General features: G+C 43.6%; 15 protein-coding genes. 1 reads left to right on the forward strand and 14 read right to left on the reverse strand.

Annotated elements, in window-relative coordinates; translation table 11 throughout:
* Nucleotides 1–55: 55 nt before the first annotated feature.
* From ACHUFI_RS07235 to hemL, 14 genes are all read right to left on the reverse strand, one after another.
* Entirely contained in the window at nucleotides 56–1,468 is a 1,413-nt protein-coding gene (locus ACHUFI_RS07235) for a phosphoglucomutase/phosphomannomutase family protein (RefSeq protein ID WP_394247680.1), read from the reverse strand.
* Nucleotides 1,469–1,533: 65 nt separating this feature from the next.
* Entirely contained in the window at nucleotides 1,534–3,939 is a 2,406-nt protein-coding gene (locus ACHUFI_RS07240; protein WP_394247682.1) for a glycoside hydrolase family 94 protein, read from the reverse strand.
* Nucleotides 3,940–4,039: 100 nt separating this feature from the next.
* Nucleotides 4,040–5,959: a beta-N-acetylhexosaminidase gene (locus tag ACHUFI_RS07245; protein ID WP_394247684.1), complete on the reverse strand. Its 1,920-nt coding sequence runs from the start codon at nucleotides 5,957–5,959 to the stop codon at nucleotides 4,040–4,042.
* Between the two features lie 20 nt (nucleotides 5,960–5,979).
* Nucleotides 5,980–6,858, reverse strand: coding sequence for a glucosamine kinase nucleotide-binding domain-containing protein (locus ACHUFI_RS07250; RefSeq protein ID WP_394247686.1), 879 nt, complete (start codon nucleotides 6,856–6,858; stop codon nucleotides 5,980–5,982).
* A complete protein-coding gene (locus tag ACHUFI_RS07255) occupies nucleotides 6,855–8,582 on the reverse strand; it encodes a glycoside hydrolase family 9 protein (protein WP_394247688.1) in 1,728 nt (575 codons plus the stop codon). Before ACHUFI_RS07255 ends, ACHUFI_RS07250 begins: the two co-directional genes overlap by 4 nt.
* A gap of 95 nt (nucleotides 8,583–8,677) precedes the next feature.
* Nucleotides 8,678–9,673, reverse strand: coding sequence for an ABC transporter ATP-binding protein (locus ACHUFI_RS07260; RefSeq protein ID WP_394247689.1), 996 nt, complete (start codon nucleotides 9,671–9,673; stop codon nucleotides 8,678–8,680).
* A gap of 56 nt (nucleotides 9,674–9,729) precedes the next feature.
* Nucleotides 9,730–10,713 (reverse strand): ABC transporter ATP-binding protein, encoded by a 984-nt coding sequence (locus tag ACHUFI_RS07265; RefSeq protein ID WP_394247691.1) that lies wholly within the window; start codon nucleotides 10,711–10,713, stop codon nucleotides 9,730–9,732.
* A gap of 2 nt (nucleotides 10,714–10,715) precedes the next feature.
* Nucleotides 10,716–11,741 carry an ABC transporter permease gene (locus ACHUFI_RS07270; RefSeq protein WP_394247693.1) on the reverse strand — a complete coding sequence of 342 codons (1,026 nt, stop codon included), beginning with the start codon at nucleotides 11,739–11,741 and terminating at the stop codon, nucleotides 10,716–10,718.
* 2 nt (nucleotides 11,742–11,743) lie between these two features.
* Nucleotides 11,744–12,730: an ABC transporter permease gene (locus ACHUFI_RS07275; protein ID WP_394247695.1), complete on the reverse strand. Its 987-nt coding sequence runs from the start codon at nucleotides 12,728–12,730 to the stop codon at nucleotides 11,744–11,746.
* A gap of 169 nt (nucleotides 12,731–12,899) precedes the next feature.
* Entirely contained in the window at nucleotides 12,900–14,582 is a 1,683-nt protein-coding gene (locus tag ACHUFI_RS07280; RefSeq protein WP_394247697.1) for an ABC transporter substrate-binding protein, read from the reverse strand.
* A 697-nt stretch (nucleotides 14,583–15,279) separates the two neighbouring features.
* Nucleotides 15,280–18,669, reverse strand: coding sequence for an ATP-binding protein (locus tag ACHUFI_RS07285; protein ID WP_394247699.1), 3,390 nt, complete (start codon nucleotides 18,667–18,669; stop codon nucleotides 15,280–15,282).
* A 219-nt stretch (nucleotides 18,670–18,888) separates the two neighbouring features.
* Nucleotides 18,889–19,911, reverse strand: a complete 1,023-nt coding sequence (rsmC, locus tag ACHUFI_RS07290) for a 16S rRNA (guanine(1207)-N(2))-methyltransferase RsmC (protein WP_394247701.1) — start codon at nucleotides 19,909–19,911, stop codon at nucleotides 18,889–18,891.
* A gap of 73 nt (nucleotides 19,912–19,984) precedes the next feature.
* Nucleotides 19,985–21,070 (reverse strand): AI-2E family transporter, encoded by a 1,086-nt coding sequence (locus ACHUFI_RS07295; protein WP_394247703.1) that lies wholly within the window; start codon nucleotides 21,068–21,070, stop codon nucleotides 19,985–19,987.
* 238 nt (nucleotides 21,071–21,308) lie between these two features.
* On the reverse strand, nucleotides 21,309–22,601 hold the full coding sequence (gene hemL / locus ACHUFI_RS07300; protein WP_137355442.1) for a glutamate-1-semialdehyde 2,1-aminomutase: 1,293 nt from the start codon (nucleotides 22,599–22,601) through the stop codon (nucleotides 21,309–21,311).
* A 296-nt stretch (nucleotides 22,602–22,897) separates the two neighbouring features.
* Between hemL and erpA the strand changes: the two genes are divergently transcribed.
* On the forward strand, nucleotides 22,898–23,239 hold the full coding sequence (erpA, locus tag ACHUFI_RS07305; RefSeq protein WP_394247705.1) for an iron-sulfur cluster insertion protein ErpA: 342 nt from the start codon (nucleotides 22,898–22,900) through the stop codon (nucleotides 23,237–23,239).
* Nucleotides 23,240–23,398 lie beyond the last annotated feature (159 nt).

Genomic DNA, 23,398 nt, shown 5'->3' on the forward strand with positions numbered 1-23,398 from the left:
TCTTCACCTATAGGGTTCTCAAGCGAGAAAGGCAGTGATAAGTCCTTGGCATAAATTATAGAGCTAGGAAATCTTTCACTTGTTGAAGAACACGTTCAGCAGTGTCTTTGTCTTCCATTTCTGCGAAAATTCGCAGTAACGGTTCTGTTCCTGAGAAGCGGGCAATAACCCAACCGCCGTTCTTGAAGTAGACTTTAGCGCCGTCTTCATAGCTGACTTTCTCAATTTCGAATTCAAATTCAGGCAGTTGTTTCTCTACGTAAATCTTACTGTAAAGCGTTTCTTTTTCAGATGGCTTGAATGTACAGTCGCCTTCAGCTGTATAGGCATAACCGTATTTACCGTAGATTTCACCGAGTAGTTCCGATAGTTTTTTGCCTGTTACGCTGATCATTTCGACTAAAAGGCTGGAAGCGAAAACGCCATCCTTACCTTTAATGTGACCTCGAATAGTCAGTCCGCCTGAGCTTTCTCCACCAATTAGAGAGTCATCCGCTTCCATCTGAGAGGAAATATGTTTGAATCCTACTGGCACTTCAAAGCTTTTTTCTCCGTGATCTGCTGCGACCTTATCGAGTAAGTGTGTCGTCGCAATATTACGTACAACTGAGCCTTTCCAACCTTTGTATTCCAATAGGTAGTAATAAAGAAGAAGCAACACTTCGTTAGGGTGAATGAAGTTACCTTTCTCATCGATAATACCAAGTCGATCAGCATCACCATCGGTACCAATACCGATGTCGTAGCCTTCAGCAGCGACTAAGTGTTTGAGGCGATATAGAGTTGCAGCACTTGGTGAAGGCATCAAGCCGCCGAAGTCTGGGTTTTTGCCATCATTGATCACGTCGACGTCACAGCGACCATTGATCAATACGGTTTGTAGAGCATTTTTCGCCACGCCAAACATTGGATCAATAAGTACGCGTAGGTTAGCTTTTTTGATTGAGTCGATATCAATAAAGTTAATGATTGAATCAACGAACTCATTCATTGGGTTGATGACTTTAATGGTTTTATCGTTAAGTGCTTGCTCGAACTCTACCCACTTAACATCATCAAGTGAAATTGTCGCAATTTGTTGCTCAATCTTCTGAGTAATTATTTCATCGGCATCACGACCGCCTTCAATAAAGACTTTAATGCCATTGTAGTCTGCTGGGTTATGCGAAGCCGTAATACATGCAGAGTAAGTACAACCCATCTCCTTAGCTTTGAACATCACGATTGGTGTCGGAACAAACTTATCGATAAAGCTAACTGTTACTTCATTTGCTGCGAGTACTTCAGCAAACCAACATGCCGCTTTGTCGGAAAGAAAACGACGGTCGTAACCAATAACAAAGCCATTTTCTGCAGCGTTTTCATTTTTTATGATGTTTGCCAATGCTTGTGCAACCAAGCGTACGTTATCTCGGGTGAACTCTTCACCAATGAAAGCGCGCCAACCGCCTGTACCAAATTTGATCATTTTGAAATCCTTTTGAGGCCTCTGTTAGCCGAGCCTTTACAGTGTGAGGCTCGGCTTAGAAGCAATTAGCCTAAAACGACTACTACGTCATTTACGCTACCTTCCTCTAGTACAGGGATTGCGCCTTGTACCGCTTGACCGTTAATAGTGATAGATTTAACGCCTTTGCTCACTGAGTTCGGGTTTTCAACTTTAATGTTGTAAGTTGCCCCACGCCATTGACGAGTAACCTCAAAGCCAGGCCAGTCTGTCGGGATACAAGGATCAACAGTTAGACCTTCGAATCCTGTTCGTACACCCAGAATGAAATTGGTCACAGCAAAATATGCCCAGCCAGACGTACCAGTTAGCCAAGGGTGGTTTGCGCGGCCATGATCTTGATGATCTTTACCCATGATAAATTGTACGTATGAGTATGGTTCTGCATAACGCGTTTCGATCATATCGTTTTGGTTATATGGGTTTAGTGCATCATAGAACTTCATCGCACGGTCACCACGGCCTAACTTCGCTTCTGCAACCCATGCCCATGGGTTAGGGTGAGAGAAGATTGCACCGTTTTCTTTCACGCCTTGATATACGCGAGTTACAAAGCCGATATCATCGTTCGGAGTTGCAAAAGAAGGAGAGTTCAGGTGTAGACCGTATTCTGAGAATAAGTTTTCATCCACCGCATCCATCGCTTTTTCGCCACGTTCTTGAGAAACCGCACCGGATAAAACGGCGAGTGTATTTGACTCAAGGTGTACGCGGCCTTCAGCTTGTTGAGCTGTACCGATCTTGTCACCATCTTTTGTAAGACCGCGGATGTACCAGCCACCTTCGTCGTCCCAAAGGTGAGTTTCACACGCTTCACGTACGTTAGCGGCCATTTCGGTGTAAGTGCTTACATCTTGTTGATTGTCTTTGAACTTAGCTAAATCAATGAATTCCTGCAGAGCCCAGAAATGTAGGAAAGAAACCATAGACGACTCGCCACCGCCTAAATTCAAACAGTCATTCCAGTCAGCGCGTAGGCCTTTACAAATACCGGTTTGACCAACGTATTCTGCAGAGAAATTAAGCGCCGCTTTCATGTGATCATAAACCGTGGCTTCACCGCCGTCTGCGTAAGGGATAACTTCATCGAAGAAGCTATGCTCACCAGTTTCAACCACATACTTAATGATTGTTGGAACGATCCATAGATGGTCATCTGAACATGTGTCTTCGATACCATGGATTTTGTCATCGTCAGATGGAGTAGGAACAACCGTCGGAGATTTAGAAGGTTCTACATCTGCTTTCTCTGGATCGAACCAGTCAGGATCGAAGAGGTGCAAACCGTAACCGGCTTTTACTTGACCACGAAGAAGATCCACAATACGTTTGCGAGTCATTTCTGGGTTGGCGTGAGGAACTGAAATAGCATCCTGAGCAGTATCACGATAGCCAAGACCTGTACGTCCACCAACCTCAATAAACGAAGCGAAACGAGACCAAACCACACATGTTTCTGCTTGGTATAGCGTCCATGTGTTGATCATTGTGTCTAGGCCTTCGTTTGGCGATTTAACCTGGAATTTGTCACAACGCTCGTTCCAGTGGTCTTTAATTCCTTGGAATGCCGCATCGACATTTGCAACATCTTGATACTTCTCACGTAAGCGAGAACCATTACCTTTACCGATACCTAGTACGTACGCAAAGCGAACCTCTTCACCTGGCTGAATGACAAATTGTTTATGTAAAGAGCCACAATGGTTGTAACAAGTTTGAGCGCTGTTTGAACACTTACCGTTTTCTACTGCAATTGGGTTAGCTTCATCGCGGTACATGCCAAGGAAGTTGTCGCGCTGGCCGTCGTAGCTGTCTGGATCGAAAGTGGACGCTAGGTAGTAGAACCCTTCAAAGTCGTTGGTGTTGTAGTAAAGGTCGTACTCTAATACACCTTCTTTGTATTCTGTTCCAGCTGAATACAAAGACATTTGATGGTTTTGATTATCAGATTGAATATGACTGAAAGAGAATTCAACGAATGAGAATGTGCTGATAGTACGAGGCTTATCAGTCGTGTTTTTAATCACTACGTCCCATACTTCCGCGTCTTCACCTTTTGGCACGAAAAGCGTTTTCGTAGCCGTAATTCCGTTGTACTCACATTTGAATTTTGAGTATGAAAGGCCATGACGGACTTCGTAGCTAGCTTCATCTAAGCTTTTTGCGACTGGTTGCCAAGAGATAGACCAGTAATCGCCAGTTTCATCGTCACGTAGGTAAACATAGTGTCCTGGACGGTCAAAAGTGCCATTCGGGCGGAACTTAGTAACACGGTTATATTCTGGAGAGTTGTAAAACGAATAGCCGCCCGCATTGTGAGAAATTACAGTACAAAATTTCTCTGTGCCTAGATAGTTAGTCCATGGCGCAGGTACGTCAGGGCGAGTGATGACGTATTCGCGATTGTCGTTATCGAAATAGCCGTATTTCATTGTCATTTCCTTTTTAACAAACTGCAACAATTGGCAGTCAAACTTACTAAATTGATATTGCTTAGTGACGTTCGGGGGGAGCCGTCCCTAAGCTGCTAGATTATTTCCAAGGGTTTCGGTATTGGATCCCAAATCGGTCTAATAACGATAGGTGCCCTTTTAAACGTGACAGGTAGTTAAGCCAGTCTCGGTTATCTTTGTCGGTCCAACACGCTTCAGCTAGCGCGCTGATACGTGGGTAAATCATGTAATCCATACGTTCTTGGTTAGTGATAATTTCACACCAAAGAGCGCATTGGATGCCTCTGATACGCTTTCTAATTTTGTCGCTTTCTGGGACATCGGATAATGGCTCGTAGTTATAAGCCTGCTCGAGTGGAATGACGGATGCCCAATCCACTCCTGGTTCTTCCGGTGAATAATCTTGAGCCATATCTAAATAGGTATATTGTCCCGGCTGAAGCACGACATCAAAACCTTGACGAGCACAATTGACAGCGGCTTCTTCACTGAGCCACGAGTAGATAATGGTCTCTCTACTTACTTTGTTTCCGTGTTGCGCTTCTTCCCAGCCAACCATTCTTTTACCCAACTCTTTGAGTTTATTCTCAGCGTATCGGAATAGGTGTCCTTGTAGTTCTTTACTATCTGAATAGCCTTGCTCTTTCATTAAAGCTTGAGCTGCCGGGCTTTCTGCCCAGACGCCATTAGGGACTTCGTCGGCACCCATATGAATTAGTTTGCTCGGGAAAAGCTCAGAGACTTCAGTTAGCACTGCGTCTAAAAATTCGTAAGTACCAGGTAAAGCAGGGTTCAAAACATTGTCGGTATAGTGCTGAATGCTCTTAAAGCTTGTTGTGTCCTCATCTTCAACCAGAAGATGAGGTAAAGATTTGATGGCAGCTCTACAGTGACCTGGGATATCAATTTCTGGGATTACTGTGATGTCTCTTTTCTCAGCGAATTCGATTACATCTTTGATTTCTTCTTGGGTGTAATAACCCCCATAACTTTCTGATAGATGCGTATATTGCGGCTCTAATGCGTGTTCTAAGCCACGCCATGCGCCAACATCTGTCAATTCTGGAAAACGTTTGATCTCAATTCGCCAACCTTCATCGTCGGTCAGGTGCCAATGGAAAGTATTAAACTTATAGTGAGCGAGTTGGTTGATCAGTCTTTTGACCTCCTCAACACTATGGAAGTGGCGTGCACAGTCCAACATCATTCCACGATATTTAAATCTTGGAGAATCGGAAATCATACAACTTTGTAAATACAGAGTTTGTTCTGATGAGGTGGAAATGAGTTGGATTAAGCTCGCAACCGCGTGAGTGAAACCAGAACGGGAACCCGATTCAACAATGATGCTTTCTGAACCAACACTTAACTTATATTCGCCTTTGTCTAGTGTAGGGTTGCTCTTGAACTGTATTGAACCTTTTTCGCTAGTGGTGTCGAGTTGAAGAGAAAAGTTTGAGTCTAGTTCTTGTTGCAGCCACTGAGTTGCATTATTGGCTAAGGAGGATTCGACTTGAATTAACGAGCCTGGTGATAATGTAAATCGACCGTTTTTTAACTCACATGAATTAGGTTGGGGAATTAACGCCATTGGCGCCGCAGATACTTCTGGTATTGAACTTCTTTCGCGGTAAGGCGATGCAAGAACGATAGGAGAAACGTCTACTGGAATAGTTTGTGGTTCTCCATTCTTAATGTGCTTGATAAATGCATCATTGAACCCGTCGGAGTAAAAACGAAAAGGCGCGCTTTGAATGCTAAATTCACAATAAAAATGGTGGTTTGCTTTTAGTACCGATGACTCTGAATGCACTGAGCAGAAACTTCCCGTTTGATTGAGAGAACCTTGGGATAAACTATCTGGCATGATGAAACGGTCAAAAGCAAAATGTAATGACCAATTCTCTAGATCTTGATCACTCAAGTTATGGACGGTTAAACCAAACCGACACGTTTGTTTTTGTTCGGATAAAACGGCTAAATCAACTCGATAATTCATAATATCTTCCTGAATACGCCTTATGAGTACAAGTTATGTTGAGGTTTACCTGCGAACATCAGCGCACCTTCAATGGCGTCAAACTGTGCAGGAACCACCCATTGTTGTACTGGCGGTGATAGCCAATGAAGAATACGCTCCGCAATACTTCCCATTAGACAAATTTTCTGTGCGCCTTTACGATTCAGTGCCACTAGAAACATTTCAATATCCGCAGCCGTGTGCTTTAACATCTCTATTGCCAATGCATCACCTTGGTCTGCAAACTTAAATATTGCTGGTGAAAATTGACCGTAATCCTTGGGAATCGCGGTTTTAGACCAAGCAACAATTTGATCGACATCTTGATTGAAATGAGCAATGACGTGCTCGCACAGAGGCGTTTTTTCTCGGATACCATCTTCAGCAAGTAAGACTTGTTGGATGAGCCTAAGCCCCATGACTGCGCCCCCCCCTTGGTCAGAGATAGGGAACTCTCGTCCACCTACAACGTGCTGAGTGTGACCTTGTAGATAAATACCGCAGGAACCAGTACCACCAATCATAATGGCACCGTCTTCACCATTGTGAGCCCCGATGCATGCACCGTAGGCATCTGTGTTTAAAGTTACGCTAGCAAAAGGGTGAGGGAGTGCCATGAACTCATGCCAAGCTGACTTTTGCTCTGCACCGGCTAAGGCCAGCCCAATGTGCATATCTTTGAAATGATTTCGGTTCAACCCGCCCTGAGTAGCGGCGTCAGAAATAGCTGAAAGTATGGAATCCATCGCCACATTAGTGCCTAGCAAAATGTTAGCACTGCCGCTCTTTGCTTCGCCTATCAGTACACCTTGTTCGTCTCGTATTCGAGCTCGGCAAGACGTGCCGCCACCATCAATTCCCACATAATAGAGACTCATTGAGAAACCTCCTTAGAAGTGGCTAAGAAATGAAATTGGGCAGATGTTGCCAATAGGAACCATGCGCCATGGGGAATCCATTGTTCTCCCCATCGCCAGTTCTGCAGCATGTCGTCTTTCTGACCTGGTGGGTTGAAAGCAATGTCTTGTTCATCATCAAAGCCAGCTGTAATACCATTACATACCCCGCCTTTTGCATTGAAGAAACCAAGCTGCGGTAGGTAATCTGGGTTATTGTGTCCATGACCATCTAGCATGCACATGTCGTAAGGGTTTAGTCCTAGAACCCAGTTAAAGCAGTTTTGAGCAAGTTTGATTAATCTAACTTTAAGTTCTGGATTTTTAATGTGTGGCTGAGCGATGTAAGCCATGCTTGATAGAGACGCTAAACGTGCATTTTCGCCTTGCCACCAATAGCCAGTTTCATTGTCTTGTGCCACAAAAAATGCATCACGTTTAGAGCTGCCAACAGACTTGACGTATTGACGAGGGTAACCAAATGGGTTGTTGACTTTGTCAGTGATCTCAACGTCAAACTGGCAAGCTTGCTCAATAACTTGTTGAGTTTTAATGAGTAAATTGTGGTCTACTTCGATGGCTGCGTATTCACATAGGCTAATCACAGGTAAACCAGCTTCCGCTGCGTGAAAATAGGGGCGTGAGCCATCTGAGTTCGCAGACCAAAAGTGGTTGAATTGCTCATCAGAGCACTGACGCTGAATTAAGCGTTGGCTCCAATGGCGAGCTTCTAATAAGAATTCATTATCTCTAGTAGCGGAGTACAGCTCGGTAGCAGCAAGAAGCGCACAATATTCGTCGATGATATTTTCTGTACCATCGTTAAGGTATCGGGTGTTGAATTCTTTTAAATGCCAGTAACCTTTTATTGCGGTTTTTAGGTATTGCTCACTGGTAAAGTCACCGGCTTGCTCTAGCTTCGAAGCAGACGCTAATGCGGCAATCGCGACTCCAGCACCCTGACGGAAACCTGCTTGAAAGTCGTCAGATTTGTGGCCATCTTGCGTGGCATAGGCGCAAATATCGCGTTGCTCGATATCTTTGCTCCATTTGTCGAATACGGTCATATAGAAGAAGCCTTCTGGACTTTGCATTCGAACAAGGAAATCTGCACCAAACAGGGCTTCTTCAGTTAATCGAACTTTAGAAAATGCAGGGAAGCCTTCTTGATTGTCGGTGAGTTGTAGGCTTTTTAGCATATTCCAAACTACCATTGGAATTTGCTGAGGGTTTAAGTAGTTAGCGTAAGAAAGGTGGCTAAAATATTTGCTGAGGTCTCCGGAAGCATCATACCAACCACCGTGAACGTCAACTTGAATATCAGTGTTGAGCAGTGTGGCTTGGCGATCTTTTTTATCGAAAATGCCACCACATCGTTGAGATTTGAAGTAATGAAGCACATCAGAGAAAGTATGCTTCATTAATAGATTATCGCCAATTGTGAAAACTTCGGAGCGCAAGTTGTCAGAACGAAGGTAGTAACGGCCGGGTTTCTCGACAGAACTAAAATCAACGGTAAAGAACTGACCTTGGTGCCAATTGGCTACTCGACCGGTTTTCTCAATCTCAAAACTTGCGACCGTCATATGATCATCAGCGCAAACAAGAAGAGCTGTATAACTTGATAAGCGCTCTTTCCTAGTTTGTAAGATTGCTTGTTTTGGGCCGTGAGTTTCGTAACCAATGTGGTTGGTAAGTAGAAGCATCCAATTTCTCCGAGAGTCCCAGTTTTCTGTGGCTAGGTACTGTTAGGTGTTTAAAAATAGCTAGAGCCGCTATGGCTCTAGCCAGTGTTGCGAGATCAACTTTCGTGTAGGTAACAACGCACGAAGTGGTTTTCTCCAAGTTGAGTAACACCAGGAAGTTGCTCTTTACACTTGTCAGTTGCGTGAGTACAACGACCAGCGAATGGGCAACCTGCTGACTCAGGCGTCCATAGAGGAATTTCCCCTTTGTTGCCTGCTAGCTTTTCGTGGATAGACTTTTTAGGATCTGGAACTGCTGATACAAGCAATTGTGTATATGGGTGCTGAGGGTTAGCGATTACTTCATCTGTGTCACCCCATTCAACCATGTGTCCGACATACATAACTGACAAATCTTCAGCGATGTAACGAGCAGTAGCGATGTCGTGAGTGATGTAAAGTAGAGACATTTGCTTCTCAAACTTCATTTCTTCCATGAGGTTTAGTACACCTGCACGAATTGAAACGTCTAGCATCGAGGTTGGTTCATCAGCTAGTACTACTTCAGCACCTACCGCAATGTTACGTGCTAAGTTGACACGTTGACGCTGACCACCTGAAAGTTGGTGCGGGTATTTAGCGGCTGTTTCTTTTGGTGGGATCAAGCCTACTTGCTCAAGAAGATCGTAGACACGTTCCTCTAGCTCTTTCTTGTTCCCTGGTGTGACCTTTTTATGGATTAGTAAAGGACGAGCAATATGGTGGAAGATATTGTGTGTTGGGTTTAAGGAACCAAACGGGTCTTGCCACACCATCTGTACGCCTTCGCGGTAGTGCATAAGATCTTTCTTACTCGAAATTTCTTGGATATCACGACCTTTATATTCAATGGTACCGCCCGAAGGTGCATACATTTTTGCGATCATTTTGGCTGTTGTTGATTTACCAGAACCTGATTCACCAACAACGGCTAAACCGCGGCTTTTGTACATTTTGAATGATACGTCGTTGATCGCACGCATCATCGGAGTTTGTATAGTGGTACTGCTAATAGGGAAGTCTTTAACGACGTTCTTACCTTCCACTAATAATTGACCGAATTCTTTGCTCATAATTGTCTCCAGAAAATCCTTATTACTGCCAAGCTTGCTTTAGTTATTGAGAGTCTCTAGACCTTTGCTTGTGCAATTGGATCACCATAAAGGTGGCAATTAGACAAGTGGCCTTGCTCGATTTGGCGTAATGTTGTTGGTACCTTGGTACATGCTTCATGCACACGATCACAGCGCGCTTGGAAACGGCAGCCTTGAGGGATTTCTAAAAGGTTTAGAGGGTTACCTGGGATGCCTGCTAGCTTAGTTTTAGGACCAACCAGTGGTGGGAAAGAACTACCCAACCCTTTTGTATAAGGGTGGTAAGGGTTCTCTAGAATATCTTGAGAGTTAGCGACCTCGATCAATTCACCCGAATACATGATGCCGATACGGTCAGAGAATTCGACCATGAGTGACAAATCATGCGTGATGAAAAGAATAGAGAAACCAAACTCTTCTTTAAGTGCATAAATCTTCTGAAGAATCTCACGTTGAACCACAACATCCAGAGCTGTCGTTGGTTCATCCATGATGATCATTTTAGGGTTTAGCGCGAGTGCAATTGCGATAACCAAGCGCTGGCGCATACCGCCAGAGAATTGGTGTGGGTAATCACTTAAACGGCTAGGGTGAATATCTACAATTTCAAGTAGTCCTTCAGCACGTTTCTTTGCTTGCTCTCGAGTCATGTTAGTGTGACGCATAATTACGTCACAAAACTGCTCTTCCATTGGCAATACGGGGTTCAAAGCGTTCATTGCACTTTGGAAAACCATCGACATCTCACTCCAGCGGAACATCTGCATGCGCTCGTCGCTGTAGTTAAGAATGTTTTCACCATTGAAGATAACTTCACCGCTGGTGATAAATGCTGGCGGCTTGTGTAGGCGCATTAGAGAAAATGCTACCGTTGATTTACCACAGCCAGACTCGCCAGCTAGGCCAAACACTTCACCAGGGGCAATGTCGAAGCTAACGTTATTACACGCACGAACATCGCCAGCTTCAGTAATATAGTCAACGCATAGGTTGCGGACAGAAATTAGTGGTTCAGACATGATTATTTATCTCCGCTCCAAAGTGCATTTTGTGGTGGTAGTTCTGGTTCGCGTTCGTTCTTATCTTGAGCCGCTAGTTTTTTCCAACGCTTCATACCTTTGTGAGAACGAAGTTGTGGGTTAGCAATCTCATCAACAGCGAAGTTAAGTAGCGCTAGGCCAGTTACCAGTAGTGTTAAAGCGATACATGGAGCTAGTAGTTCCCACCAAGCGCCGATAAGCATTGATGAAGACGTTTGTACGTTGTAAAGCATGATGCCCCAGCTAATTGTGTTCGGGTCACCAAGTCCTAAGAAGGAGATGGTTGCTTCCATCATGATTGCGTACATAACTGAACCAATGAAGCTCGCACCTACAATAGAGATTAGGTTAGGTAAAATTTCGACAAAGATTATTCGGAAAGAAGACTCACCAAGTACTTCTGCAGCTTTAACAAACTCTTTTTCTCGTAAAGCTAAAGTTTGTGAACGCACGACACGTGCACCCCAAGCCCAGGAAGTACACCCTATAATGAGGGCAATGGTCAGTGGACCAGCTTCGCCAATAAATGCTGCAACAACAAAGAGTAGAGGATACTGAGGAATAACCAGCATGATATTCATCGCTGCTGTCAGAATGTCATCAACTCGACCGCCAAAGTAACCTGCAGATACACCAATTACAGTTGCTAAGAAACATACAGTTAGACCTGCACCGAAACCTACTGCTAGCGATACACGTGCTCCGTAAACCACTTGAGACCAGATATCACGACCCATACGTGATGTACCTAGTACGTGGTCTGCCTTTTTCGACATGATTAGAGTGCGACGGTCATCAGCTAAATTTTCTGCAATCCAACCTGTTGGGTTTGATTGTGCAGATTTCACAACAAAGCCTGGGTATTCATGCGGGTTGCCGGTACGTTTATCCGGTGCGTGTTTAGTAATTAATGGTGCAGCCAGCGCGATAAACAGAAACACGCTAAGAATAGACACACCGATTAATGCTACAGGGTTACCCCAAATTAGTTTAATAATGCCTTTCATAATTATTTGCCTCCCTTACGTAGGCGAGGGTCAAGAACAACATAGAGCATGTCAGCTAGAAGGTTAAAGAACAGCATGAATAGCGTCATGATAAGTAGCTGACCTTGAAGAACTTGGTAGTCACGAGCTGTAATTGCGTTGAAAAGTACGCTGCCTAGACCAGGATAGTTAAAGATAATTTCGATGATTAGCTGTCCACCGATAGCCATACCTAGAGACATAGAAAGAGCAGTCACACTTGGTAGCATTGCGTTACGAGCAGCGTAGTTAAATACAACGCGGTTCTCGCTTAGACCCTTACCTTTTGCCATCGTGATGTAGTCTTCAGCAAGTAAGTTAATCATGTTGTTACGCATGTTGACTAGGAAGCCACCAATTTGTACGACGGATGCACAGAAAAGAGGTAATACGGCGTGATAAGCGACGTCTTTAATGAATTCCCAGCTCGTCCAATCTGGCATTGTACCTGCAGTATAGGCATAGCCTGTTGGGAACCACTTTAATCCAATTGCAAAGGTAAACATTGCAATCATAGCTATTACAACTTGAGGAACGGCTTGAATGATGAGCATACCAGGAGTAACGAAAGTGTCGTATTTGCTACCACGCTTCCATGCTGCAAAGATTCCAAGAATCGAGCCGATTGAGAAAGAGATGATTACAGCGGTACCTGCTAAGAATAGCGACCAGCCGAATGCACTACCTAAAAGTGCGTTAACTGAAAGAGGGTAGAACTGAATCGATGTACCTAGCTCCCAGCTTAAAATATTTTTCATGTAGGCAATGTATTGAACAAAAAGGCCACCATCAACGAAGCCCAATAGTTCTTTCATTGCTGCGATACGCTCAGGTGTAACCTGAACTGACGCGTTTGCAAACATCATGGTAACTGGGTCACCAGGCATTGCTCGAGGAATAATAAAGTTTAACGTCGCTGCAACTAATAGCGCGACAAAATAAAATGACAAACGTCTTAAAAAATAACCCATAACTCACACCTTACTCACCCAGACTGTTTCCCTGTTTCTGGATTCAGGTCGTTCCTAGCGAAAATTTGGAACGAAAAACCCCCTGACGACTAGCGCCATACATTCAAAATGAGTGCGGGGGATTTTATAGGCGGCGTAAGAAATTACGCCGCGAGGATTGAACGATTACTTATTTAACTGGTTTTAGGTCCAGTACGTGAAGTAGACGCTCAGGGATACCAGCCCAGATGTTTGGACGGCCCTTAGGATTTTCTTCGTTCCACCAACCAGTGAAGCGAGTTGTGTTGTATTGGTACATGTAAGCACCAGACATCACAGGGATAGTAACTTGGTCTGCAGCGATGATTTGCTGGATACCGTGAGCGATTTCTAGCTGCTCGTTCTTATCTGCTGTTTTGTAGAAGCTATTTAGTAGACCATCTAGCTTGTTGTTTTTGTAGAAGTGCATCGCGAAACGAGGCATACCATCACCAGATTGTAGTGAAGAGTTGTACGCGCTGTTCCAGTACGTGTATGGATCCGCACCGTGGAAGTAGTTCGTGTAAGCTACGTCGTACGTACCTTCAAGCATTGCTTGGTTGTACACAGAGAAATCTGGAGTACGAGCTTTCGCTTTAATACCAACTTCGTTCAGTTGCTCTACTGCTAGTTGAACTGTGTTGTTGAAGTCAGTCCAGCCATTAGGAGATTGAATTAGAAGTTCGAAAGACTTACCTGATGGAGTGTCAACGAAACCATCTTTGTTTACATCTTTGAAACCAGCGTCAGCAAGAAGCTTTTTCGCGCCTTCAGCGTTGTAAGTGTTGAAGCTTTTGTATTTGTTGTGAGTTTTTTCATCAGACCAAGCTTCGAATGCGTAGCCAAGACCAGATGCGAAGTCATTCACAGTACCGCCGCCGTAGAAAGCGATATCGATAATTGTTTGACGGTCAAGAGCCATAGAGAATGCGCGACGGAACTCAACGTTGTTTAGTGCTTCGTTCTTCGCTGCATCAGGGTGCTTGAAGTTAACTACGAATGCTTGAGTACCTGCTGGCGGGTACCAGTAGTGGTGCTTAGGGCTAGCCGCTGCGTATGTACGGTCGATATCTGGAACGAACGAAGATGTCCAGTCCATTTCGCTGTTTACAACTTTACCTAGGAACTGGTCGTTGTTAGCAATTTGAGGTACACGTAGACAGTCAACATCTAGGTTGTCTGCATCCCAGTAGTTAGGGTTAGCACACTGGATGTAAAGTTGAGCTGTGAAAGTATCGATTTCAGTAAACGGACCTGAACCAACTGGATTTTCGTTAGTGAATGATGCTGGATCTTTCACGTCTTTCCATACGTGTTGAGGTACTACAGGTACTTTAGCAATCTCGTAAGGTACGTTAGAGTTTGCTTCAGTTAGACGGAAACGAACTTGGTAGTCATTTAGTTTCTCAACACTTGATACCCAAGAGTTGATACCACTTTGATCTAGCTCTGGCTTTTCCTTAACTAGATTGAAAGAGAACACTACGTCGTCTGCAGAGAAAGCTTCACCGTCAGACCACTTAACACCTTTACGGATGTCAAAAGTCACACTCATTAGGTCGTCAGACATTTTGAAGTTTTCAGCTAGGCGGAAAACAGGAGTGTTACCGTGCATTTCGTTGAATACAACTAGAGGCTCGTATAGGAAGTCTGTTGTTGTATGTAGGTTAGTAGCACCTAAGTACGGGTTAAAGTTACGTACAAAAGTTGTGTACTCTTTAGGGTGGATAGTCAACTCACTGCGTTCTGCAGCGTTTGCTACTGATGCAAAACCTGTAGTAGCAGTTGCAATAATTGCTGTTGCTAGTGCTGTTTTTTTAATATTGGCAAGCATAGCTGTTCCTTACTATTTGCTTTCGTTTCACTTATGGATGGAATGTTATCCAGTGATAACCATTCTTAAAGGCCTACCTCTTGAACTACTTAAATCGAAAGAAGCGATAGAGTGGCCTGTAGGCCTTAGGCAGGACTAAGAAAACACGTTACAGAGTTAATAATCAATTTAGTTTCCCGTTAAAAACGTTAAAATGCATCAAGGTTACGTCATAAACGTTAATTCTGCCTGTTTGTATGTATTTATATGCAGATTTTCCACATTGAAGTATGTCGCAAGTTTCTGTTTGTTGATGCCTTTTAGTTAGTGTTTACTTACTCTTAATTCTTTTTGAAATAAGCTCTGTGGGCTTTTTGTTATAAATGTAGATCCTGCTCACCACTTGACTAGACGTTAATTTACGATAAAAAACTGAATCTGCCGTTCTGTTGTGACCAGGTTCGCAAAGTACGATAAATAACCTTAGTCTCGGTGTTTTTATCGTTTGCTTTTGGTTGTTACGACTCGATATGAACGTTTTTTTGCGCTTATTTAGCTCCGGCAATTAAGGTCGATTCTTGGTCGCTGGAGTGGGGAATTTGACATTATCTAGTGATGACGAAGGTCTAGTATCCCTCAGAATTTTGAAGTTGATATTTGTATCTGGGAAGAAAAAAGCCTGCGATTAAGCAGGCTTTGGTGAAGAGAATGTGGAGTATTAACTGGTGAGTAATTTTTGAAGTTTATCTCTGAGTGCTTCAATGTGAGTTCGTTCTGGACTTTGTTCCTTACAGTGCTCGAGAATAAACTCAATGGAGCTCAACACTGTTCTCCAACGAGGTGTTTTTGGCAAGGTCTCTACTCGCAGGTATTTATCCAGTGTACGCGTTTGTAATGTACTTCTGTCAAGGTAGACGCGCCACAACCCACTTTTCTCTGCAAATGAAAATTTCGTTTCCCCAGTCACTGATTCCCAGTAATCAATGGAGTTAGTCATAGCATCGACAAGAACTTCACGCATGATTTCTTGCTTGTTTTTACCTTCTCCGGAAGCCTTATCTGCAATTCTGGTGAATTCACCACCTAGCTCTTTAAGCAGCTGGAGTTTGTCCTTATCACCTTCAAATGCATAGCTAGATAGCGCCTCTATGGCGGTTTCAAGGTTGTTGATACGAGTGGCGTTAACTCCTCCACCAACGTTGAATATGTACATAGAGCTCAACCCTGAGCCTTCTGGGAGCTTCAATATATCGCTCGATATGTGCTGTCGAGTATCTTCAATATAGATGTCTATCTCCCCACAATAGTGCGCTTGGTCGACGACCAGATATTTAGGGGCGATGATTTCATCCGCAGTCGAACGTTTTAACTGTTCTTGGCTGCGTCTAAACAACTTAGCAGCGGCTTCATTGGCAAAACGAATTTTATGGTCGTCTCGAACACAGATGATGGCTTCAGGCGCTGACTCTAGTTGCTCTAGTAATCGTCCTTGAGTTTCCAAAAGGCTTGCTTCGACAATTGCACGTTGCTTGAGCTCAAGCTGAAGTTTGTCATTTTCTACTCTTCGCTCTTCGGCTTTACTTGCAGAAAGGTGCGCAGTGATTCGGGCTGCTAATTCCTGTTTATTAAAAGGTTTCGACAGGTAGTCATTGGCGCCTGACTCAAAACCACGAACTCGATCTTCAGCCTGATTAAGTGCAGTCAGCATGATAATAGGAAGCTGTGCGTGGTCATATTCTTTACGTAATGCTTCACATACCTGATATCCACTCAAGCCTGGCATCATAATATCAAGCAGCAGTAACTCTGGCTTTTCATTGGCAATGAGCTCAATGGCTTCAGGTCCGTCTTTTGCTGTCCTTACTCGATACCCTTCAAGCTTTAAGAAGCTATCCAGGACTCGTAAATTCACCGGTTCATCGTCTGCAACCACAAGTAATGGACCATTTGGATCTTCTTCGATTGGATTTGAATCTGGATGAGCACCATCAGATAAGTCCGGAGCTTGGAAGTGAGATTGTGTGGTCGTCGATTGGGTTTCCGCGATTTCCTCTTCACTTGCTAGTGGCAAAGTAAAACTAAAGGTTGTACCAACCATAGGTTGACTACTTACGTACAAAGAACCACCCATCAGTTCGATCAATTGACGACTAATAGAAAGCCCTAGCCCTGCGCCTTGACGGTAGCGGCTAGCATCTTGTCCCGCTTGAATGAGAGGTTCAAAAATATGCTCTAGGTGCTCTGCTGGAATACCTTGCCCAGTATCGACAACTTGAACACGAATGTTGTCATCGATAATACTTGCAGAGATAACGATTTTACCTTCAGTCGTGTACTTGATTGCGTTACCGATTAGGTTATACATCACTTGTTCCAAGCGCTGCGGGTCGGACGAAACAAGCGCCAGATCCATTGGTACTTGGTTGATGATTCGAATAGGTTTCGTGCCAAGTAGATGGTTTGATAGTTCTAAAACAAGGCTGGTTGCGCTAGCAAGATCAACGGCTGATTTTTGAATATCTAGGCTACCGTAGCGCATCTTATGATAGTCCAGTAAGTCATCAACTAGTGTCGCCAATCGCTGGCCGCTATTAATTATGATGTCGAGTTGATACTTTTGGTTGGCCGGGATAGGGCCATTGGCACCAGAGATCAATGCCTCAGCAATACCCACCATACCGTGCAAAGGCGTTCTAAGCTCATGAGAAGTCGTTGCTAAAAATTCATCTTTGAGTTTGTTCGCAAGCTGAAGATCATCATTCTGTTTTTGAATCAGTTTTAAGTTATCTTCCAATTCTACATTTTGGCTTTTGATGAGCTGCATTTTTTCACGAATTGAACGTTGCATACGCTCAAAGCTGACGGCTAATCGACCTATTTCATCTTTACGCTCGGTGTTGATCATCGTTTCATCGAGATCGCCAGCTGAAACTTTTTCGGCGGCCCAAGTCAGTTTTAGTAGCGGCGAGGTAATGAAATTTGAAAGGTAGTGAGAAGCGATAACTACTAAGATGATCGCGGTGAGCATTGCAATCACAAACAGTTTTTCTAGCTGATGGATGCGAGCAAATGCTTCTTTCTCTGGCAGCTCGACAACCAATGCCCATGTCGCGTATTTGAGCTTAATAGGGGCGTATGCTGCAATGATCGCTTGTTCAAGGCTATTACTGAATGTGCCTACATCCGTTTGACCATTCAGCGCTTTATCGACAACCTCTAAACTCAGGTTGATAGCTTCTTGGTCATGAGCCAAGTTGCGAGGTGAGTAATCACTTCCTACTAGTAAAGTTTGCAGGTTAGACGACTTGTTGATATCGGCAATTAGCTTGGTAATTCCATTGATTGGTAATCGGAACATCGCGTAGCTGTGTAAGTAACCTTGCTGAATGATAGGAGCACCCAACCATGCCGTTTGTTTGCCGTTTTCAAAGGAGAAATCAGAAACGATAACTGGCGTGTAATCTTCATTTGATTTTCTTTTTTCGGTTACTTCGTCGGCCAGGCGCTGGAAGGTTTTGCCAAGGTTAGAGTCTTTGTAAGCCCCTGTTAGCAAATTCGTTCCGTAGTTCTCGTGTTTATAGACCGAATAGGTGACGTTGCCCGTGATATCGACAAGCAGAATATCATCAAAGTCAGAGCGTTTGAGCAACTCTAGATAGGTAGCGTGATAGCGTTTATGTAATAAACGATAACGCTCACTGCCTACGTAGCTGCTTGATTCAGGAAGAATAGAGGTCTTAATTTGATCGCCTGAACCTTTTATATAGCGCTGTTGTGCGTTCGCACGAGCTTGTTCTATGTCCAACCCAAGGCGTTGGAACGCGTTGACTAATCCATAAAAGCGCCCGCCGCTGGCATTTGCTAACTCAGAACGCACGAATCCCATTACTTGTGACTCTTGGGCTTGTAGGTAATCTAAAATTTGAGTTTGCTTGGTATCTCGAACAGAGACTAGGTGAGAGGTGCTTTGTTCTTGAAGATCTTTACTGTGCGACTGGAGGAAGAAGATCGCAATAATAGTCACAGGTGTGATACTAAGCGCAAGAAACGCCATCATTAAGGTGTTTTGCAGGCGTTTAAATCTTTGCTTTCGATAAAATCTAAACATAGGTGAGGTACTACTTTCCTTTGAGAAACTGCGTCAAAATTGACGTATACAGTCTTTAATTTACAAAATACACGAATCCTAATTTAACGAAATTAACGAGTTTTTTTACTTTGACAAGTAAGTGGTAATTAAATCGTGTGCGAATACGCATTTTTAGGGAAGAAAGCGGCGTTTTTAAGAGGGAAGAGTGCAGGAGCTAGCCTGCACTTAACAGAATAGTTACTTTTTTGAATGGTAGATAGCAAATTTTGACGTCTTATTTAGCGTCGAATATTTACCAAACGCTTGTTCAATAATTGGCTGATATTTTAAGAAACTGTTTGCGACGATAAGAAGCTCGCCATTCTTGTTTAAGTAGCTGGGTGCTTTTGCCAGTAACGTTTCAGTCGCACTATAACTTGTGTCTAGACCGGAATGGAACGGAGGGTTACTGATAATAAACTGATAGTCATTGGCAGTATCAGAATAAACATCCGATGCGAAAACTTTTCCGCTGATCCCGTTTGCTGCTAAAGTTGCTTGGCTAGAAGCGACAGCAAAAGCGCTAATATCACACATTTCCAATTCGATAGTTGGATTGCGAGACGCCATGACCGCGCCTAGAACACCAGCACCACAACCAAAATCGAGAACTTTGCCTTTAAGTGGCGGCAGCGTATCAAGTAATAGCTGACTTCCTACGTCAAATTCTCCATGGCTAAATACACCAGGCAGACTCTTTACTGTTAGAGTATCGTCCCCAATGTTGACGGAGTAAGTTTTAAACCAATCTTGCTGATTAAATGCTTGAGGTTGCTCAAAGCATTGTCCCCAGTAAAACGAGCAGCGGCGAGCTGAGTCGTATTTGTTGACTTTGCCGTAGGGAGTAAACATCTTTTCAATGCTTTTTACACCAGAACGGTTTTCACCAACAACGACGATTTCCGTGTCTTTTCCTAGCTTTGCTAAAAGCATGGCTAATAGGTATTCCGCCTCTGCTTTCGCTTTCGGCCAATACAGTAAAATAAGATCCGCTTGAGTATCTTCTGTGAACTCCGCACCATAGATGCGTTGAACCTTAGATTGTCCATCTAATTGGCGGTAATAGCTGTAATTTGACGTAAATACCGTGACCGATTCACAGTGCTTAGCCAGTTCGATAGGGAACAGATCTTCAGCTTCTCCGGCAACTAATACATGTTTACCTTCGAAGTAAGCGAGTTGGCGTTGAGCGATTTGGCTTGGGGCTATGTATGCAGACATAAAGAGCACTCGTGAATGGTTGCAAAAAAAAGAGGGCGGATTTTCGCATAATCCGCCTTAAGCTTGAAGTGTTTTAGCTGTTGTCTTGGCTATCTAGAAAGGATTTGAATTCTTCTTCATAGATATTGAACAGTACAATGGTGACTGCAAAAATCAGTGGGCCGTATATTAAACCAATTAAACCAAACAGTTGAATACCACCTAATAGTGAGAAGAAAATCATTAATGTATTCATTCCCGCACTGCCTTGCATGAGTAACGGGCGAAGTAGATTATCAATTGAACCTACGACAGCAATGCACCAAACCGTTAAGACAATAGCCCAAGTGGTGTCACCAGTTAGGAATAAGTAAGTCGCCGCAGGAATCCAGATCAGTGCGGTACCAACCACTGGAATAAAAGAAGCAAATCCCATCATTGTGCCCCAGAATAAGCCTGGGAATCCAGCAATCCACATGCCGATACCACCAGCAAAACCTTGAGCAATTGCTGTTAAGAATGATCCCATAACCGCAGATTTGGAAACTTGCTCTATTTCAGAAAGAAGTTTGTCTTCTTGGCTACGTGAAAGTGGCAGGATATGACGAATGGCGTTGATAATCTTGTCGTGATCTCTAAGTAGGAAAAAGAGCACAAACAGCATCAAGAAGAAATCCATTAAGAAATTGGTCGCATCACCAAGGATTTTGGCACTTAAAGCGACAAGTTTTGAACCAAAGCTCGTGGCAAATTCACCAACTTTTTGAGCAATGGATTGAGGCTCAATATTATCGAACGGTAAGTAGTCGTTCACAAACGCTAGCGCTTTAATCACTAATGGATGTTCAAATAAAGTTTGAATGCCACCATGTGTGACCCATTGGTAGGTATTCTGTGAAAACAATGAACCTTGCTGAACGATAGCGGCAAAAACGGCCAACAATGGAATAACAATGATGAACGTTAAAATAATACACGATAGTAACGACACGATATTGGCTTTGTTTGGCAGTTTTTTCTCTAACCAATCATGAATAGGGAACATCAATAGAGATATGATGAAAGCCATAATGATCGAGTTTACGTAAGGCTCGATTAATAGAAAACACGCGTATGCTGCGGCAAGTAGGGCGACAACGATGACCCAGTGGCTCGAAGTGATTTTGATTTTTTCTGACACAGTAGCTATCTCTCAAGTAACGTTCTGGGTTTATAATGGCGTCAAAACAGTAAGTTAGCAATGAGGAGTTTAGATAATGGGTTGTTGCAATAATGATAAGTGCGAGAAAGTAGAAGAAAAGAAGGAGATTCCTTGGTTTCGAATGCTACTTGGTACCATTATGTTGTTGGTATTTTTACTGTGGGATTAAAAAAGGGCTGTGGAAACAGCCCTTTTTAGAACAATGAGTTATTTTCAATTATGCTTCTGCAGCAATCATTGCGAAACAACGATCTGCCGCTTCTAAAGTCGCTTCAATCTCTTTGCTGCCATGCGCAAGAGAAGTGAAACTCGCTTCGAAAGCTGAAGGCGCTAAGTAAACACCGTGATCTAGCATTAGGTGGAAGAAACGCTTGAAACGTTCAACGTCACACTTAGTTACGTCTTCGTAGCAAGTCACGACTTCTTGATCGGTGAAGAAGAATCCAAACATACCACCGACTTGTGTCACTAGTAGCGGAACACCGTGCTTGTCTGCTAGCTGTTTAAAGCCATCGGCAAGTTGCTTAGTTTTTGAAGCAAGACGTTTCTCATTGCCTTCTTCTTTTAGAAGAGATAGACATGCATAGCCCGCAGCCATTGCGACAGGGTTTCCTGACAGCGTACCCGCTTGGTAAACAGGCCCCGTAGGAGCAATGTATTGCATCACATCTTTACGACCACCAAATGCGCCGACTGGCATGCCACCGCCGATGACTTTACCAAGACACGTTAGGTCTGGTTTGATGTTGTAGTAAGCTTGCGCACAACCTTGAGCAACACGGAAGCCCGTCATAACTTCATCAAAGATCAGTAACGCGCCTTCTTGGTCACAGATTTCACGAAGACCTTCATGGAAACCTTCTACTGGAGGGATACAGTTCATGTTGCCCGCAACTGGTTCAACGATGATACAAGCGATTTCGCCTTTGTTTGCAGCGAACAATTCACGAACAGAATCTAGATTGTTGAATGTAGCTGTTAGCGTGTGCTTTGCAAAATCAGCAGGAACGCCTGGAGAGCTTGGCTGACCAAGTGTTAGAGCGCCAGATCCAGCTTTTACTAACAAGCTGTCTGCGTGACCGTGGTAACAGCCTTCAAATTTAAGAATTTTGTCACGGCCTGTAAAACCACGAGCTAGGCGGATTGCACTCATGGTTGCTTCCGTTCCTGAGCTAACCATGCGCAGTTGTTCCATGGATGGCACCATCTCTGATACTAGCTCTGCCATCTTAATTTCTAATTCAGTTGGCGCACCAAAGCTTAAGCCGCGTTGAGCCGCTTCGATCACAGCATCACGAATAGCGCCGTGGTTGTGACCTAAAATCATTGGTCCCCAAGAACCTACATAATCAATGTATGCTTTACCATCAGCATCAAAAATTAACGGGCCATCTGCACGCTCAACAAAGATTGGTGAACCGCCTACGCCATTGAACGCGCGAACTGGTGAGTTAACACCACCTGGAATGGTTTTCTGCGCTTTTTGATACAGCTCTGCTGATTTGGTCATTGATATATCCTCTTTTGATTGTCGGACCAATTTGCCCGCATTGTACCGCTCCAAAATCCATCTAGGAATAATTTCGCCAATATATTCGCTTGAATGTGATGGTTTAGCGGTATTAAGAGATTAATTTGTTCGAAGATAGTGCAGAATAGTGGGAAAAAGGCGAATCCTACTGGTGAATACTTGAACGTATCAGTCAGGTATTAGATAATCACCGCTATATTAAGAAGAATTCAACAACTATGATCTCTGAATGATTTGTATCAGGTTGTTTTTGACACGAAGTGAGAGAGGTTGTCGTGAGCGAAGCAAATATCCCATTATCTTTTTCTGATGCAGCAGCTAGCCGTGTACAGACACTGATTGCTGAAGAAGAAAATCCAGAGCTGAAGCTACGTGTATACATTACGGGTGGTGGTTGTAGTGGTTTCCAATATGGCTTTACGTTTGATGAAAAAGTGAACGATGGTGACACTACAATCGTGAACAGCGGTGTCACTTTAGTCGTCGATCCAATGAGTCTCCAGTACTTAGTGGGTGGCGTGGTGGATTACACTGAGGGCCTTGAAGGCGCACGTTTTTTTGTAAATAACCCAAATGCGACAACAACTTGTGGTTGTGGTGCTTCTTTCAGCGTTTAATTAGCTGAGCGGAATATCAAATTTTATTAAAAGCGCTGAACGAAAGTTCGGCGCTTTTTTGTTCAACTCAATGAGAGGTATGTTAAGAGGCTTCTACACTTAAATATTGATTAAACTGTCTAGCTCCTCTCACATTTAATAAATAGAGTTCTGTTATGG

Origin of the sequence: Vibrio profundi (assembly GCF_043642225.1) — a bacterium.
GTDB lineage: Bacteria > Pseudomonadota > Gammaproteobacteria > Enterobacterales > Vibrionaceae > Vibrio > Vibrio profundi_A.

Excerpts from the sequence above, each read along its gene's own strand:
- rsmC (WP_394247701.1), bottom strand. The coding sequence starts at position 19,911 with ATGTCTGCATACATAGCCCCAAGCCAAATCGCTCAACGCCAACTCGCT.
- ACHUFI_RS07250 (WP_394247686.1), bottom strand. The coding sequence starts at position 6,858 with ATGAGTCTCTATTATGTGGGAATTGATGGTGGCGGCACGTCTTGCCGA.
- ACHUFI_RS07235 (WP_394247680.1), bottom strand. The coding sequence starts at position 1,468 with ATGATCAAATTTGGTACAGGCGGTTGGCGCGCTTTCATTGGTGAAGAG.
- ACHUFI_RS07255 (WP_394247688.1), bottom strand. The coding sequence starts at position 8,582 with ATGCTTCTACTTACCAACCACATTGGTTACGAAACTCACGGCCCAAAA.
- ACHUFI_RS07260 (WP_394247689.1), bottom strand. The coding sequence starts at position 9,673 with ATGAGCAAAGAATTCGGTCAATTATTAGTGGAAGGTAAGAACGTCGTT.
- hemL (WP_137355442.1), bottom strand. The coding sequence starts at position 22,601 with ATGACCAAATCAGCAGAGCTGTATCAAAAAGCGCAGAAAACCATTCCA.
- ACHUFI_RS07240 (WP_394247682.1), bottom strand. The coding sequence starts at position 3,939 with ATGAAATACGGCTATTTCGATAACGACAATCGCGAATACGTCATCACT.
- ACHUFI_RS07245 (WP_394247684.1), bottom strand. The coding sequence starts at position 5,959 with ATGAATTATCGAGTTGATTTAGCCGTTTTATCCGAACAAAAACAAACG.
- ACHUFI_RS07280 (WP_394247697.1), bottom strand. The coding sequence starts at position 14,582 with ATGCTTGCCAATATTAAAAAAACAGCACTAGCAACAGCAATTATTGCA.
- ACHUFI_RS07275 (WP_394247695.1), bottom strand. The coding sequence starts at position 12,730 with ATGGGTTATTTTTTAAGACGTTTGTCATTTTATTTTGTCGCGCTATTA.
- ACHUFI_RS07270 (WP_394247693.1), bottom strand. The coding sequence starts at position 11,741 with ATGAAAGGCATTATTAAACTAATTTGGGGTAACCCTGTAGCATTAATC.
- ACHUFI_RS07265 (WP_394247691.1), bottom strand. The coding sequence starts at position 10,713 with ATGTCTGAACCACTAATTTCTGTCCGCAACCTATGCGTTGACTATATT.
- ACHUFI_RS07285 (WP_394247699.1), bottom strand. The coding sequence starts at position 18,669 with ATGTTTAGATTTTATCGAAAGCAAAGATTTAAACGCCTGCAAAACACC.